The sequence below is a fragment of the Arenibacter nanhaiticus genome (assembly GCF_900141935.1).
GTDB lineage: Bacteria > Bacteroidota > Bacteroidia > Flavobacteriales > Flavobacteriaceae > Arenibacter > Arenibacter nanhaiticus.
Window position 1 is genome coordinate 125,645 of record NZ_FQYX01000001.1, and the last position, 16,195, is coordinate 141,839.

At 41.9% G+C, this 16,195-nt stretch carries 13 protein-coding genes; 8 read left to right on the forward strand and 5 right to left on the reverse strand.

From position 1 onward, the window contains the following. Positions 1-58: 58 nt before the first annotated feature. The 6 genes from BUA16_RS00540 to BUA16_RS00565 all read left to right on the forward strand — a co-directional run bounded on the left by BUA16_RS00540 (position 59) and on the right by BUA16_RS00565 (position 6,223). On the forward strand, positions 59-1,252 hold the full coding sequence (locus BUA16_RS00540) for a PSP1 domain-containing protein (protein ID WP_072762689.1): 1,194 nt from the start codon (positions 59-61) through the stop codon (positions 1,250-1,252). Then, entirely contained in the window at positions 1,245-1,730 is a 486-nt protein-coding gene (locus tag BUA16_RS00545; RefSeq protein ID WP_072762690.1) for a gliding motility lipoprotein GldH, read from the forward strand. Before BUA16_RS00540 ends, BUA16_RS00545 begins: the two co-directional genes overlap by 8 nt. A 5-nt stretch (positions 1,731-1,735) precedes the next feature. Beyond that, a complete protein-coding gene (locus BUA16_RS00550) occupies positions 1,736-4,072 on the forward strand; it encodes a transglycosylase domain-containing protein (RefSeq protein WP_072762691.1) in 2,337 nt (778 codons plus the stop codon). A 205-nt stretch (positions 4,073-4,277) separates the two neighbouring features. Continuing rightward, complete coding sequence (locus BUA16_RS00555; protein WP_072762692.1) at positions 4,278-4,979, forward strand: CoA transferase subunit A; 702 nt, start codon at positions 4,278-4,280, stop codon at positions 4,977-4,979. Positions 4,980-5,004: 25 nt separating this feature from the next. Then, complete coding sequence (locus tag BUA16_RS00560; RefSeq protein WP_072762693.1) at positions 5,005-5,358, forward strand: four helix bundle protein; 354 nt, start codon at positions 5,005-5,007, stop codon at positions 5,356-5,358. A 211-nt stretch (positions 5,359-5,569) separates the two neighbouring features. Then, entirely contained in the window at positions 5,570-6,223 is a 654-nt protein-coding gene (locus BUA16_RS00565) for a 3-oxoacid CoA-transferase subunit B (protein WP_072762694.1), read from the forward strand. Between the two features lie 464 nt (positions 6,224-6,687). Here the strand turns inward: BUA16_RS00565 and BUA16_RS00570 are convergent, their stop codons facing one another. Continuing rightward, positions 6,688-7,845, reverse strand: a complete 1,158-nt coding sequence (locus BUA16_RS00570) for a methionine aminotransferase (RefSeq protein ID WP_072762695.1) — start codon at positions 7,843-7,845, stop codon at positions 6,688-6,690. A gap of 64 nt (positions 7,846-7,909) precedes the next feature. Continuing rightward, positions 7,910-8,398, reverse strand: coding sequence for a very short patch repair endonuclease (locus BUA16_RS00575; protein ID WP_072762696.1), 489 nt, complete (start codon positions 8,396-8,398; stop codon positions 7,910-7,912). A 149-nt stretch (positions 8,399-8,547) separates the two neighbouring features. On the opposite strand from BUA16_RS00575, the gene BUA16_RS00580 reads away from it, so the two are divergent. Beyond that, positions 8,548-11,292 carry an outer membrane beta-barrel protein gene (locus BUA16_RS00580; protein WP_143150421.1) on the forward strand — a complete coding sequence of 915 codons (2,745 nt, stop codon included), beginning with the start codon at positions 8,548-8,550 and terminating at the stop codon, positions 11,290-11,292. A 159-nt stretch (positions 11,293-11,451) separates the two neighbouring features. On the opposite strand, the gene BUA16_RS00585 is transcribed toward BUA16_RS00580, so the two are convergent. The 3 genes from BUA16_RS00585 to BUA16_RS00595 form a co-directional block, all read right to left on the reverse strand. After that, positions 11,452-12,198: a succinate dehydrogenase/fumarate reductase iron-sulfur subunit gene (locus BUA16_RS00585; protein ID WP_072762698.1), complete on the reverse strand. Its 747-nt coding sequence runs from the start codon at positions 12,196-12,198 to the stop codon at positions 11,452-11,454. Between the two features lie 73 nt (positions 12,199-12,271). Beyond that, positions 12,272-14,287, reverse strand: a complete 2,016-nt coding sequence (locus BUA16_RS00590) for a fumarate reductase/succinate dehydrogenase flavoprotein subunit (protein ID WP_072762699.1) — start codon at positions 14,285-14,287, stop codon at positions 12,272-12,274. A 15-nt stretch (positions 14,288-14,302) separates the two neighbouring features. Next, positions 14,303-14,980, reverse strand: coding sequence for a succinate dehydrogenase cytochrome b subunit (locus BUA16_RS00595; RefSeq protein WP_072762700.1), 678 nt, complete (start codon positions 14,978-14,980; stop codon positions 14,303-14,305). Between the two features lie 182 nt (positions 14,981-15,162). Here BUA16_RS00595 and BUA16_RS00600 point away from each other — a divergent pair, with 182 nt between their 5' ends. Further along, positions 15,163-16,140 carry a succinylglutamate desuccinylase/aspartoacylase family protein gene (locus BUA16_RS00600; RefSeq protein ID WP_072762701.1) on the forward strand — a complete coding sequence of 326 codons (978 nt, stop codon included), beginning with the start codon at positions 15,163-15,165 and terminating at the stop codon, positions 16,138-16,140. Positions 16,141-16,195 lie beyond the last annotated feature (55 nt).

Sequence of the window (16,195 nt, forward strand, 5' to 3'; positions counted from 1 at the left end):
ATTTATGAATCAAATTTAGGAAGTACTTTTTGGTGCTTCCTAAATCAACATACTAAATATGGGTTGTAGCAGTTGTTCAACCGCTAAGGACGGACAGCCACGTGGATGCAAGAACAATGGTACTTGCGGCACTGATGGCTGTAATAAATTGACGGTTTTTGATTGGCTTTCCAATATGACACTCCCAAATGGCGAAAAACCATTTGACTGTGTGGAAGTCCGTTTTAAAAATAGTAGAAAAGAGTTCTTTAGGAACTCTGAGAACCTATCGCTTTCTATCGGGGATGTAGTAGCCACTCAGGCGGCTAGCGGGCACGATGTAGGAATGGTAACCTTGACCGGGGAACTGGTACGGGTACAGATGAAAAAGAAAAAAGAGGATTATACCAATCCGGAACTCCCCGTGCTTTATAGAAAAGCCTCGCAAAAGGATATCGATATCTGGCAAAAATGTCGGGATAGGGAAGACGAAATAAAAAAACGCGCCAGGGAAATAGCCATTGTGCTTAAACTACAGATGAAAATCTCCGATGTAGAATTCCAAGGCGATGGTTCCAAAGCTACTTTTTACTATACCGCAGAAGACAGGGTCGATTTCCGTCAGCTGATCAAGGATATGGCCAAGGCTTTTGGGATCCGTATAGAAATGCGCCAAATAGGCTACCGCCAAGAAGCCCAGCGATTGGGAGGTATTGGTTCTTGTGGCCGCGAATTGTGCTGCTCTACCTGGTTGACAGATTTTAGGTCTGTAAGTACTTCGGCAGCACGGTATCAGCAACTTTCCCTTAACCCTCAGAAATTGGCAGGGCAATGTGGGAAACTTAAATGTTGCTTAAACTACGAGCTCGATGTGTACTTAGATGCCCTAAAGGACTTTCCAGGACAGGATACCAGGTTGTTTACCGAAAAGGGAATGGCCTTTTGTCAGAAAGTGGATATTTTTAAAGCGACCCTTTGGTTTTCTTATAAAGACGAGCCCGCGAATTGGCATATGTTGTCCAAAGACCACGTAAACGAAATCTTGGAAAAGAACAAGAAAAGAGAAAAGGTGGTTAGTTTGGAAGAATACGCCTTGGAAAATGTTCAGGAAGAAGCAGAAAAAGTATTCGAAAATGTTGTGGGACAAGACAGCCTTACCCGTTTCGATAAGCCTAAAAAACGCAGGAACAATAACAACAAGAATAACAACAAGAACAGGAACAAAAATAAGAAAAGAACCAATTATAGAAAAAAACCGGCAAATAATGCTTAGGATGTTTTGGGCACTCATAGGGGCGGTAGTATTGGTTTCTTGTGTAGAATCCCCGTTGCGATCAGCCTTTAAAGCTATTGATGACAAAGGGTGGCACAAGGACAGTATTATGCAGTTTACTTTCAAGGATCTGGATACCCTGCAGCAATACAATATGTTCCTTGTCGTTAGAAATGATAATACCTATGCCTATAGCAACCTTTTTTTAATAGCGACCCTAACAATGCCCGATGGGAATATGGTTAGGGATACCTTGGAATACGAAATGGCCAAGCCCAGCGGAGAATGGCTGGGGAATGGCTACGGAAGTCTAAAGGAAAACAAACTGTGGTATAAAGAAAACCTCCAATTACCGTCATCGGGAGCGTATACCTTAGAAGTAATGCATGCCATGCGAAAAAATGGCAGCGTAGACGGCCTTATAGAATTAGAAGGTATTACCGATGTGGGATACCAAATAGAAAAAAGTAATCGATAGGTTTTATGGCAACCGAATCAAAGAAAAAAAAGAATACCAGTTTTTTTAAATTCATCAAATGGTTTTGGATCTTGTTCCTAACCGGTGTTTTATCTGTAGTTTTAATCTTTTTCTTAGCCTCAGAGGGATTTTTTGGAGAGATGCCCACCTTTGAGAGTTTAGAAAACCCACAAACAAATTTAGCCTCGGAAATCATTTCTTCGGACGGGGAAACCCTTGGGAAATATTACCTGTCTGACAACCGTACTCCGGTAGATTTTGAGGATCTTCCGGAAAACATCATTCAGGCTTTGGTGGCTACCGAAGATGCCCGGTATTACCAACATTCCGGGATAGATGCCAAAGGAACCCTTAGGGCCGTAGTTTTTATGGGTTCTAGAGGTGGGGCCAGTACCATTTCACAGCAGTTGGCAAGACTACTGTTTGTGGGGGTGCGTTCTAAAAATACCTTTGAGACGATTATCCAAAAAATTAAAGAATGGGTGATTGCGATACGCTTGGAAAGACAGTATACCAAGGAAGAAATCATCGCCATGTACCTCAATACCTATGATTTTAACTATAGTGCAGACGGTATTAGATCGGCGGCCAAGATATATTTTGGCAAGGAGCCACAAAAGTTAAAAATAGAGGAGTCCGCCGTGTTGGTAGGGATGCTAAAGAATTCTTCGTACTACAATCCAAGACGTAGGGAAGCCCTAGTGTTTAACCGTAGGAATACGGTCTTGGCACAGATGGCCAAATACGGCTATATCACCCAAGCAGAAAAAGATTCGCTTCAGGCCTTAAAAATGGAGATCAATTTTAATCCGGAATCGCATAGCGAAGGATTGGCGACCTATTTTAGGATGGAACTTAAAAAATTCATGAAAGATTGGATTGATAAGAACCCCAAACCAGCCCTAGAAGGAGAGCGAAACCGCTATAATATCAATTTAGACGGACTAAAGATCTATACGACCATAGACTCTCGTATGCAGCGCAATGCAGAAGAGGCAGTGGTGGCGCATATGAAGAGGTTACAAGCCGAATTCTTTCATCAAAATACGCCCGATAGAAACAAAACGGCCCCTTTTATTGAAGAAAATCCTGGGGAAGCCGACCGTATTATGGAAAGAGCCATAAAGAATTCGCCCAGATGGAGGATTATGAAAAGAGAGGGGAAACCTGAAAAGGAAATCCGCGAATCTTTTTATCAGCCTACCCCCATGACGGTATTCGATTGGAACAGCGATAGCAGAGAAAAGGATACGGTCATGAAACCTATAGATTCTATTCGCTATTACAAGTCTTTCCTTAGAACAGCCATGATGTCCATGGAACCGCAAACAGGCCATATAAAAGCTTGGGTGGGGGGAGTAGACTATAAGCACTTTCAGTACGACAACGTAAAACAAGGGGCCAGACAGGTAGGTTCTACCTTTAAACCATTTGTATATGCAGCGGCTATAGATCAGTTGCGTTTGTCTCCCTGCGATGTGCTGCCAGATATTCATTATTGTGTGGAAGCCAATAAATACGGGAATCCGGAACCTTGGTGCCCTAAAAACTCCAATGGCAAGTATAGTGGTGAAATGCTGACCTTAAAGCAGGCGTTGGCAAATTCGGTAAATACCATTACGGCCCAATTAACGGACAAGGTAGGGCCCACTGCGGTAGCTGCGATGTCTAAAAACCTAGGGCTTACCGGAAACCTTCCGGAAGTAGCCTCTATTGGGTTGGGGACCGCAGACCTTACCGTGTACGAGATGGTGGGGGCCTATGGTACCTTTGCCAACCAAGGGGTGTATGTAAAACCAGTGATGGTGACCAGAATAGAAGATAAAAATGGGACCGTTCTATATGAATATGTTCCAGAAACTAGAGATGTACTCAGCAGCGATGTGGCCTATGCCATGGTAGACCTGATGTCTGGGGTAACCCAAGGAGGATCGGGAACACGATTAAGAACTACCGGTGCCGAAAAGTATAATAGGATGTACGACGAAATTATTACCGGCTACCCTTATGCCTTTACAAACCCTATTGCCGGAAAGACAGGGACCACTCAAAACCAAAGTGATGGCTGGTTTATGGGAATGGTGCCCAATTTGGTGACCGGCGTATGGGTTGGTGGCGAAGACAGAGCTACGCACTTTAGAACTATTACCTACGGACAAGGAGCCTCGATGGCCCTGCCTATTTGGGGGTTGTATATGAAAAAGAATTATGCCAATGAGGAAATTGGGGTGTCCAAGGAAGAATTTGAAAGACCAGAGGAACTCTCCCTAAACGTAGACTGTTCGGATACCGAATCGGAAAGCGATGACCTTATTGATACCGATGACGATTTAGATTTTTAAAAATTACATACCAATAAAAATATCCCGTCCCAGACGGGATATTTTTTTATTAAAACCTCAGTTTGGTTCCTTGGACAATCTTCGGAACCTCAGGAATGAAGCCCTTACTTTTATCTAAAAGTTAAGGGCTTTTTTTGTTAAAAAATCTGTATTTTAGAGCATCGGCATACTGCTATATGCATAGAACTTTTAACAACTGATAAGGATGATACGGAAAACTGTTGCAAACGTAGAAGAAGCATTAAAGGGAATAAAGGACGGAATGACCTTTATGGTAGGTGGGTTTGGATTGTGTGGTATTCCGGAAAATATAATTGCGGAATTGGTAAAGATAGGGGTAAAGGACATTACCTGTATTTCCAACAATGCCGGGGTAGACGATTTTGGCCTTGGGCTATTGTTGCACAAACATCAGATCCGGAAAATGGTTTCTTCCTATGTGGGGGAAAACGATGAGTTTGAACGACAGATGCTCAGTGGCGAATTGGAGGTAGAATTGACCCCGCAAGGTACCTTGGCAGAAAAATGTAGGGCCGCTCAGGCCGGTTTCCCTGCCTTTTATACTCCCGCAGGATACGGTACCGAGGTGGCCCAAGGGAAAGAAACCAGAGAGTTTAATGGTAAAATGTACGTCTTGGAAGAGGCCTTCAAGGCCGATTTTTCCTTTGTAAAGGCTTGGAAAGGCGATGAGGCCGGCAACCTGATTTTTAAGGGAACGGCACGGAACTTTAATCCGGCCATGTGCGGGGCGGCAACAATTACGGTGGCAGAAGTAGAGGAACTCTTGCCGGCGGGATCCTTGGACCCCAATGAAATTCACGTACCAGGAATATTTGTTCAACGTATTTTTCAAGGAAAAGACTATGAGAAAAGAATAGAACAGTTGACGGTGAGGACGTTAAAGTAATTTGAAAATTCCCTAATTTGAAAATATGAGGAATGACAAAGAAAATATAATCGTAAAAAGAACCTTCGATTTCTCCTTGGGAATTATTGAATACTGTGAAAAACTGAGATCTTTAAATAAGTATGAAATGGCTTCTCAATTGTTTAGAAGTGGAACATCTATAGGTGCAAATACCTGGGAAGCTCAAAATGGGGAGAGTAGGGCCGACTTTATACATAAATTTAAGACCGCATCTAAAGAGGCTGATGAAACTTTATATTGGATAGAACTTTGTAAAGCATCGAAACACTATCCAAGTTCACATGAAATCCTTTTTTCGGAATTAGATTCGATTAGTCGAATCATTTCTAAAATTATTGGGACTAGTAAACGTGGCTAATTTTCAAATTAAAAGATATGAGTAATCCTGAAGGCGATGAAATTCTTTATAGGATAGTACTTTGAAAAGCTTTAATATACTATCCAAGTCTCGAGGCATTCGTTTTTTAGAATCAGATTCAATTAGTCGTATCATTTCTATAATTATGTTGACTAGTAAACATGGCTAATTTTCAAATTAGCTAATTATCAAATTTTCAAATTGAAACATTATGTTAGATAAAAACGGAATCGCAAAGCGCATTGCAAAGGAAGTAAGAGACGGGTATTACGTCAACCTGGGGATAGGGATTCCTACCTTGGTGGCCAATTTTGTCCGTGATGATATTAGTGTAGAATTCCAAAGTGAAAATGGGGTGTTGGGAATGGGGCCCTTTCCTTTTGAAGGGGAAGAGGATGCCGACATTATCAATGCGGGAAAACAAACCATTACCACCTTGCCAGGGGCCTCTTTCTTCGATTCTGTGACCAGTTTTGGGATGATCCGTGGGCAACATGTAGACTTGACTATTTTAGGGGCTATGGAAGTTTCCGAGACCGGTGATATTGCCAATTGGAAAATTCCAGGAAAAATGGTGAAAGGAATGGGCGGGGCAATGGACTTAGTGGCCTCGGCAGAAAATATTATTGTCGCCATGATGCATACCAATAGGGCAGGGGAGTCTAAGTTGTTAAAAAAATGCTCCTTGCCATTGACTGGCGTGGGATGCGTAAAAAAAATAGTCACAAACCTTGCCGTCATAGAAGTGACTCCAAAGGGATTTAAACTCCTAGAACGGGCTCCGGGAATAAGTGTAGAAGAAATAGTCAAGGCTACCGAAGGGACCCTGATCGTTGAAGGCGAGATTCCCGAAATGGAACTGTAACAAGACTTTTTAACCGTTATTAGCGGCCAACATTTAGCAGGATGGAAGGGGTGAATTATTTTTTGGTTTCATTACAACAAATTTTAAAAAGAGGCGTTATTTTTTAAATTCACCACCAAATGGTGGATCCCAAATCTAATAACGATAAAAAAATAATGTATGGAAGTCCAGCTTAACCACTCCCCTAAACAAGAAGAGATTCAAGTGTATCCGAACGATTTTTTTCGAGGGATCATCAATCTGATTAAAAAGTTATTTATGTTGTAACGCTCTAGCCGTTATTTAAAATCCGACCAGCGTATGCTATGACATATGAAGGGTTTAAAAAGAGCGATACCTGCGGGCATCGCTCTTTTTAGTTTGTCTGCTTTTGCATAGTGTTCCGCTAAAACCCAATTTCTATACACCTATCCGGTTCTTTTACAGTAAACCTTCAACTAAAAAAAAGCTTTATTGGTAATCCTTTAAATAGTTCTCAGAACTGCGGTGGCCTTCTCTAGGGTTTCGGTGGTTTTAGCAAAACAAAATCGCACTAATTTTTGGGTTTTGTCTTCGGTATTAAAGCCAGAAAGGGGAATACTGGCAATTTTGTGCTCCTTTACCAAGCGCTCTGCAAACTCCATGTCGTTTTCCTCGCTTATGGCCGAATAGTCTAACAATTGAAAATAACTGCCGCTACACGGTCTAACGGTAAACCTAGAACCACTAAGGCCAGATACAAACAGATTGCGTTTCTGCTCGTAGAATTTGGGCAGGTCTAAATAGTGTTGAGGTGTCTTTAAATAATCGGCCATCGCTTTTTGTGCCGCATGGTCGACACTAAAAACGTTAAACTGGTGCGTTTTTCTAAACTCCCTCATTAATTCGGCGGGGGCCACACAATAGCCTAATTTCCATCCCGTAATATGAAAGGTCTTTCCAAAGGAGGAACAAACAAAAGTCCGTTGCGCCAAGTCGTGATAGCGAGAGGCGCTTTCATGTTGCTGGCCATCAAAAATTATATGTTCGTACACTTCATCGCTAATGACTATAATTCCGGTGTCCTTTAAGGACTCTTGTAGCTGTATCATATCGGCCTTTGATAGTATGGTGCCACTAGGATTGTGTGGGGTGTTAATGATCACCATTTTTGTTCTTGGTGTAATCTTGGCGCGGAATTCGTCCCAATCTACGGTACAATCGTCCTTCTTTAGTTGTACCCCAACCAGAATACCGCCATTAAGCCTTATGGCAGGCTCATAGCAATCGTAGGCGGGCTTAAAGAGTATTACTTCATCCATTGGGGAAATAAAGGCCGTAATGATCGTAAAAATGGCCTGAGTTGCGCCAACGGTTACCGTTATCTCGGTTTCAGGATCGTAGGATTGGCCATGTAAGGCCTCTATTTTTTTGGCTATTATTTCGCGAAGGGCAAGTAGCCCGGCCATAGGAGCGTATTGGTTATAGCCCTGGTTCATGGCCTTGGTGACCAAGGCAATCAATTCAGGGTCGGGTTCAAAATTGGGAAATCCCTGAGAAAGATTAATCGCTTGGTGCTTTTGGGCTAATTGCCCCATCCTTGTAAAAATGGTGGTCTTTACAAGAGGCAGTTTAGAGGCGATTGCAGATCTAAAAGTTGGCATGATTTTTAAAAGTTGACGTTAGTGCTGCTTATAAAGGTATACAAATGGAGGAATAGTCTTGTTGCTAAGTGGCACCATTATAGGAACTGTGCCCTTCCAAATGCAGTACGACCTTTTGCAAACAGCCCTCCAAATCTTTTTTGATTTCCTGTGCCCAAAATCGGAATACGGTATATCCCAGGTTTTTTAAGGCCATGGAAACCTCTAGGTCACGCTGCATATTTCGTTCTATTTTTGGGATCCAAAACGCTGCATTGGTTTTTATACTTGCTTTCCGATCGGCCCAATTATATCCGTGCCAATATTCGCCGTCAATGAATATTGCCGTCTTGTATTTTTTAAGGACTATATCTGGTTTGCCTATCAGTTTTTTGTAATCGATACGATAGCGGTACCCCAATTTCCACAGTGCTTTTCTAAAGGCTAATTCGGGCTTGGTATTCTTGCCTCTTATTTTAGCCATCATTTTGGAGCGTTCGGGAGTGGTGTAAAATCCGGAAGCCTCGTTAAAACGAGGGACGATGATTCTATCTATGGAGTACTTCTTGGCCACTCTTAAAGATACTTCATTTTTAAGTTTCCTTTTGGATATGGGCTAGGGCTGTTAAGATTTTAACATTTTAGCAACTGTTCTTTAAACCTTTATTCTTTAAGAGAGTCAAAGTGTTAATCTGGCGTTCCTTAGCCAAAAAAACATATAGTTTGAAAACACTGGTATCTTTTGTATTTATTTTGGCGTCCTTTAGTGCGATGAGCCAAAAATTCGCCCTAGAGGGCTTGGTAATCGATAAGGAGGCAACTAGCTTGGAAGGGGCTACCGTTTATGTACAAAGTATAAAAGACTCCACTACCATGGCCTATGCCATTACCGATAAAAAAGGGGAATTTTCTATTCGCGTCAATGCCGAAAGCGAGTCTAAACTCCTTTTTAAAGTAGCTTATTTGGGATACAAAACCTATAGCCGAGATATAAAGGTGCCCCAGGAAGACAGATTGCACCTAGGGGATATAACAATAGAGGAGCAGTTAGAAGAGCTAACAGAAGTGTTCCTAGTAGGGAAAGCGCCCCCGGTGTTGATGAAGAAGGATACCGTAGAGTACAATGCCGATAGTTTTAAGACCCTTCCCAATGATAAGGTAGAAGATTTGCTGAAAAAACTTCCGGGGATCGAAATAGATCTGGACGGGATGATTACTCATAACGGAGTAGAAGTAGAGGCCGTGAATGTAGACGGGATGCGTTTTTTTGGGGAAAAGAACGGGAATATCGCCATTAAAAATTTACCGAGTGTGGTGATCGATAAGGTTCAAGTAACCGATTTTAAGACGGACCTGCAAAAGTTTACCGGGGAAGCGTCGGATTCTGGGACTAAGGAGCTGAACCTAAAAATTAAAAAAGGAAAAAATAAGGGCTATTTTGGGGATGTTGCCGGTGGCTATGGTACGGACGATAAATACCAGGCCAATGCCAACCTTTTTCAATTGATAGAAGGAAAACAATTGGGGGTGATTTCCGGGACCAACAACATTAACATGTCCAAGGGCTTTAATAGTTTGCCCGATACGGATACCAGTAATGGGTATTTGGAATCTAGTTTTGTGGGGAGTAATTTTTCTAAGGGAAAATGGAATGAAACACGGATTAATGGCAATTATAGGTACAGTACTCAAAATAGGGAAACCGAACAAAAAACAAGGCGGGAAAACTTTTTGCCGGATCTAAATTATATCACTAATTCAAAGAAAAACAGCAGTGGGGATTCTGATAGCCATACGGCCAATCTAGATCTAAAGTTTTTAGTGGAGCCCAAAAATAAATCGGCCAACAATAGCGTTCAAATTGCCAATAGAACCGATTTTAAAATGTCAAATTCGGACTCTTTTAATCAAGAAACCACACAATCTACGGAAACGAACGGTGATTTGGTCAGCGATTATAATGCTAGAAATCAAGGGGTGTCAGACTCCTATAATTTTAGCAATAATTTTAGTGTAACCCCTAGGTTGGGGGGAAGGCGCGACTATTTTCATATCGGATTGTCTACCAACATCAGCAAGGACCAGTCTAGTGGTAAAAGATATTCTGAAAATATACTGTACAAAAAGAATACTACCAAAATTCAGGATCAAATTAACGAATCTGAAAACCTAAGTTCTAACATATCGCTCAACGCCAGTTGGAACAAGGAATTGTTTACAGATTTCAGGATCATTCCAAGATATTGGGTTCAAGTCGGCAATAGTACCAATGAAAAGTATGTGTTCGATTATAATACTGAGGAAGGGAGTTATGACGGATTTAACCAAAGGCTGAGTACCGAAAACAACTATTTGACCACTACGGTACGACCAGCCTTAGGGTTTCGGTACGACTATAAAGAATTTCGATTTGAAGCCTCGGGGAACTACACCAGTACCTTTAGAAAATACGAAGATGAAATTAATGTAGCTCGTAATTTTAAGACTGATTTTGAATATTTGACCTATTCGGGAAGAATTCAGTATAGGGATGCCAACGGTTATAAGAACATCAACCTACATTACGATCAAAATGTAGATGTGCCTTCTATCGGTCAGTTACAACCGGTGCCCGATGTCAACAACCAATTGCATATACGTACGGGGAACCCATTTTTGGAGCCTGCGGTGAACCATGACCTGCGTTTTCAATACCAGAATAATCTGGCCTTTCACAATATTAATATCACCGGAGATGCAGCGGCCGGATTTGTACAAGACAAGATTATCAATACTACTATAACCGACGAGGATCTTATAAAATACACTACCTATACCAATATACAGGGCGATTATTCTTTAAGAGGCAATACGGCGATCACCAAAACCTACTTTAGTCAGCATGCGAATATGAATTTCAACCTAAGGCTTCATGGAAGTTTTAGGAACAACCTCTCTATACAGAACGGTGTAAAGTTTACGGCCGAATCCTCTGTGATTAGACCTTCCATATCGTTTAGGTACGCTTATGACAAAAAATTAGATTTTAATGCCTCCTACAGCTACGCGCTAAACAAGACTATTTACGATACCGATATTTATGATGACAATGCCTATTTCGTTCAAAACCTACAGTTGAATTCTTCTATTTATTTCTTTAAAGATGCCTTTTTGACCAATAAGGTTTCGTATCGCTATAACAGTAGGGTGGGAGATGCTTTTGATGGGGACGCTGTTTTTTGGAATGCTGGCCTAGGGGTGCAGTTATGGGAAGGAAAAGGAACACTGACATTGGTTGGGTATGATATCCTTGGCAAGAACAATGGGTATGTAAGGACGATTTCAGAGGACTTTATCCAAGACTCCCAAAGCACGATATTGGAGCAGTATTTCATGCTTACTTTCAGCTATAAATTTGGACGGTTTGCGGGGCAAAATATGAATATAAATAGTCGCCCTGGGTCTGGGATGCGGCGCATACGATCGTAAGGAAGGGAAAGTGATAGTACGGCTAAGAGTATTTTGTGCTTTATCTAGGTTTTAGAACCCTTGGACATTCGCCACAATAATGTCTGGGAGTAAGGCATTAAAAAACCCCAAACCGACAGGTTTGGGGTTTTTGTATTTAAATTTAAACAGTTGTCAGAACTAGCCTTTTATATTCGCGCTTAAAAATTCTCTGTTCATACGCGCGATGTTTTCCAGAGAAATACCTTTTGGACATTCTACTTCACAAGCCCCGGTATTGGTACAGTTTCCAAAACCTTCCAGGTCCATTTGAGCGACCATGTTTTTTACACGATCTACGGCTTCTACCTGTCCTTGTGGCAACAAGGCGTACTGTGATACCTTGGCCCCAACGAACAACATTGCAGAAGAGTTTTTACAGCTGGCCACACAAGCGCCACAACCAATACAGGTAGCGGCATCCATAGCCGTATCGGCATCGTGCTTGTCTATCAGGATGGCATTGGCGTCTTGAGTATTTCCAGAGGTGTTCACAGATATAAATCCGCCCGCATGCTGTATACGGTCAAAAGAACTTCTATCGACTACCAAATCTTTTATTACAGGAAATGCCTTGGCTCTAAAAGGTTCTATGGTAATCGTATCCCCATCCTTAAACATACGCATATGTAATTGGCAGGTAGTTACCCCTCTGTCCGGACCATGGGCTTCTCCATTGATGTACATAGAGCACATTCCGCAGATTCCCTCACGACAGTCATGGTCAAAGGCTACAGGTTCTTCGCCTTTGTTTATAAGCTGCTCGTTCAAAACATCCATCATTTCTAAAAAAGACATATGTTCCGAAATATCGCTCACCTTATAATCGACCATTTTACCTTTGTCCTGTGGTCCTTGTTGTCTCCAAATTTTTAATGTCAGGTTCATATCTTATGTATTGAGTAATGAGTGCTAAGTAGTGTATACTCTCAAGGCACACCACCTATAGCTCATGACAATATTATTTGTAACTTCTTTGTTTTAGCTCTATATCCTTAAATTCCAATTGCTCTTTGTGCAAGACGGCATCAGCGGGCTCCCCTTTGTATTCCCAGGCAGCTACGTAGGCAAAATCGTCATCATTACGTTTCGCTTCTCCTTTTTGTTCGCCATCTAGTTCTACAGATTCTTCCCTGAAGTGTCCTCCACAAGATTCTTCTCTCATAAGGGCATCCTTGGCGAATAATTCCCCAAGCTCCAAGAAATCGGCCACACGACCTGCTTTCTCTAATTCTGGGTTCATTTCATTGGCAGCACCAGGAACATTTACCTCTTTATAGAATTCTTCGCGAACAGCTTTAATTTCGGCCATGGCCTCTTTTAAATCTGCTGCATTTCTGGACATACCACATTTGTCCCACATGATCTTTCCAAGTTTTTTATGGAAATAGTCTACGGAGTGCGAACCTTTGTTATTGATAAAGAAGTTGATCTTTTCGGTAACTTCCTTTTCTGCTTCTTCAAATTCCGGACTGTCCGTTGGGATTTTGCCGGTACGGATTTCTTTGGACAAGTAATCGCCAATAGTGTATGGCAATACAAAATATCCGTCGGCCAATCCTTGCATTAGGGCCGAAGCTCCCAATCTGTTGGCACCGTGGTCAGAGAAGTTTGCTTCTCCAATACAATACAAGCCTTCTACGGTCGTCATAAGGTTATAGTCTACCCAAACACCTCCCATGGTATAATGGGTCGCTGGGTAAATCATCATAGGGGTTTTATACGGGTCCTGATCTACGATTTTCTCGTACATCTGGAAAAGGTTTCCGTATTTGGCCTTAACGATAGCCGCTCCCAATTCAGTGATCTTTTCTTTGCTAGGGTTGTTTAAACCCTGTAGTTTGGCCTGCTCGTTTCCGTAACGTTCTATAGCCGATTTAAAGTCGAGGTAAACGGCTTCCCCAGTAGCGTTGACACCGTAGCCGGCATCACATCTTTCTTTGGCCGCCCTAGAAGCAACATCTCTAGGAACTAAATTTCCAAAAGCAGGATATCTTCTTTCCAAATAGTAGTCCCTGTCTTCTTCTTTTATTTGTGTAGGTTGTAATTTGCCTTCTCTAATAGCCAAAACATCCTCCATTTTCTTAGGAACCCAGATACGCCCATCATTACGCAGGGATTCTGACATCAATGTCAATTTAGACTGATAGTCTCCTGAACGTGGGATACAGGTAGGGTGAATTTGGGTATAGCAAGGGTTGGCAAAAAACGCCCCTTTTTTATGTATTTTCCAAGCTGCAGTAGCATTAGATCCCATGGCATTGGTAGAAAGGAAATAAACGTTTCCGTATCCTCCAGAAGCTATAACTACGGCATGGGCAGAATGGCGCTCTATTTCTCCAGTAACCAAGTTACGTGCGATGATACCACGTGCTTTTCCGTCAACCTTTACCACGTCTAACATTTCGTGGCGGTTAAACATCTCTATCTTACCACGGGCAATTTGCCTGTTCATGGCAGAATAAGCCCCTAGTAACAATTGCTGACCAGTTTGCCCCTTGGCATAAAAGGTACGGGAAACCAACACCCCACCAAAAGAACGGTTGTCCAATTGTCCACCGTAATCACGGGCAAAAGGAACCCCTTGGGCCACACATTGGTCAATGATATTGGCCGATACCTCTGCCAAACGATATACGTTGGCTTCTCTGGAACGGTAATCTCCTCCTTTAATGGTATCATAAAACAAACGATAGGTAGAATCCCCATCGCCTTGGTAATTTTTTGCAGCGTTAATTCCCCCTTGGGCAGCAATAGAGTGCGCTCTACGAGGAGAATCCTGGTAACAGAATGCTTTTACGTTATATCCTAGTTCGGCTAAAGTAGCCGCTGCTGATCCCCCAGCCAAACCAGTACCAACGATGATAACATCTATATTACGTTTGTTGGCAGGGTTTACTAAATCGATATGATTTTTATAGTCGGTCCATTTATCCTTTAACGGACCTTTAGGTACTTTAGAATCTAATACAGACATAAGTAAATAGTATTATTAATGGTTAAAATGGTGAAAAAGCGCAATAAAGATAAATCCTAACGGAATTAAAATGGCATATGCCTTTCCAAATCCTTTTAACCCTTTTATGTATTTGTTGTTGGCTCCTACAGACTGAAAGGCCGAATTAAAGCCATGGAGTAAGTGTAATGAAAGAAATACAAAGCCTATACAATATAGGGCAACCCTCCAAACAGGAACAAACTTATGGGTCAGTTCCTCGTAGTAACGGTAACCTTCTCCATCGGCCAGAAGACCAGACATGTCTCCCTGAATGAATTTGGTGTTGATTTCTGGAAACCAAAAGTCGATAAAGTGGATCACAAGGAATACCAGGATAAACCCTCCACTCCAAATCATGTTTCTACTCATCCAAGTAGAATTTGCAGCACCGTTGTTTTTGTAATACTTTACGGTACGGGCATTTCTGTTCTTTATCTCTAGGATGAACCCCATTACAAAATGGTAGATTACTCCAAATAGCAAGACCGGTTGTAATGCAAACTGTACCAATGGGTTTGTACCCATAAAGTGCGAGATTTCATTAAAGCTGTCCGGACTAAAAACGGATAAAATGTTGATGGCGAAATGTTGTAAGATAAATAACATTAAGAAAAGGGCTGAAAGGGCCATGGTAAACTTTCTGCCGATCGAAGAGTTTAAAAATCCACTCATTGGTTATTATTTTTAAGGACAAATCTACAGTTCTGGCGACTTATTCACAAACTTTGTTTAAATTATGTATGGTATTTAGAACCAATTTAAAGAAATTGCCGCTGCTGTCATTTGTAGAAGCCTCAATGAGTTGGGGAAAAATGGTATAAATCGAGGGTAAAACAGTAAATAGTAGGTGATTTATGGAAAGTTTTTTGGAAAATAAGGACATCGTTATCGGCGGTGACAAGGTAGCTCCGGGGCAAGAAAAATGGCTTCATATTAATATAGACCGTTTGCCAACGGGGACCATCATAGATATCCCTATTTATGTGGTAAATGCCGCGGAACCGGGGCCGGTTATTTTAATCCAGGCTGGTTTGCACGGCGATGAGATCAATGGGATAGAAATTGTGCGCCGTATGTTGCAAAAAAAGAAATTTAAAATTCAGCGAGGCGCCGTTATTGTTGTGCCGTTGCTGAATGTATTTGGGTTTTTGCACTTTTCTAGGGACGTCCCCGACGGAAAGGATGTCAATCGCAGCTTTCCGGGCTCTAAAAGCGGCTCCTTGGCCAGCAGAATAGCCTATTATTATACCACCCAAATATTTCCCTTGATAAATTTTGGGATCGATTTGCATACCGGAGGTGCACGCTTGGCCAATTACCCGCAAACAAGGTTCACTAAAGATGACAAGGACAGCAAGCTATTGGCAGAAATCTTTAATGCTCCATTTAACTTTCCTTCTGGGCTCATAGCCAATTCTTTTAGAAAAGTAGCCTATACCAAAGGCATTGCAACCATTGTTTACGAGGCAGGCGAAAGCATGCGTTTTGACCATTCTGCCATAGTAGAGGGAATCCAAGGGATACAAAATATCCTTGCATATTTTAAAATGGCACCTCAAAGCAGTTCCGGAAAAGATAAAAGACCCCCGTCGATTCATTTAACCCAAAGAAGATGGCTTAGGGCACCCACGGCCGGCATGTTCGTGCCCAAGGTTATAAACGGGACCCCCATTAAAAAAAATCAGGTACTGGGAATTGTGTCCGATACCTTTGCCAAGTACGTCAAAGAAATAAAAGCGCCCTATGATGGCTATGTGTTTTGTATAAACCATCAAGGGGTGGTAAACCAGGGGGATGCTTTGTTGCACGTGGGCACAGAAGATTTGGCTTAATATCTCGGAGCATGGGGTAGGTAGTCCTGGTTTTTCCTTTTATGGAGTTCATCGA

Coding starts and splice junctions, on each gene's coding strand:
- BUA16_RS00540 (WP_072762689.1), top strand. CDS start 59: ATGGGTTGTAGCAGTTGTTCAACCGCTAAGGACGGACAGCCACGTGGA.
- BUA16_RS00545 (WP_072762690.1), top strand. CDS start 1,245: ATGCTTAGGATGTTTTGGGCACTCATAGGGGCGGTAGTATTGGTTTCT.
- BUA16_RS00550 (WP_072762691.1), top strand. CDS start 1,736: ATGGCAACCGAATCAAAGAAAAAAAAGAATACCAGTTTTTTTAAATTC.
- BUA16_RS00555 (WP_072762692.1), top strand. CDS start 4,278: ATGATACGGAAAACTGTTGCAAACGTAGAAGAAGCATTAAAGGGAATA.
- BUA16_RS00560 (WP_072762693.1), top strand. CDS start 5,005: ATGAGGAATGACAAAGAAAATATAATCGTAAAAAGAACCTTCGATTTC.
- BUA16_RS00565 (WP_072762694.1), top strand. CDS start 5,570: ATGTTAGATAAAAACGGAATCGCAAAGCGCATTGCAAAGGAAGTAAGA.
- BUA16_RS00570 (WP_072762695.1), bottom strand. CDS start 7,845: ATGCCAACTTTTAGATCTGCAATCGCCTCTAAACTGCCTCTTGTAAAG.
- BUA16_RS00585 (WP_072762698.1), bottom strand. CDS start 12,198: ATGAACCTGACATTAAAAATTTGGAGACAACAAGGACCACAGGACAAA.
- BUA16_RS00590 (WP_072762699.1), bottom strand. CDS start 14,287: ATGTCTGTATTAGATTCTAAAGTACCTAAAGGTCCGTTAAAGGATAAA.
- BUA16_RS00595 (WP_072762700.1), bottom strand. CDS start 14,980: ATGAGTGGATTTTTAAACTCTTCGATCGGCAGAAAGTTTACCATGGCC.
- BUA16_RS00600 (WP_072762701.1), top strand. CDS start 15,163: ATGGAAAGTTTTTTGGAAAATAAGGACATCGTTATCGGCGGTGACAAG.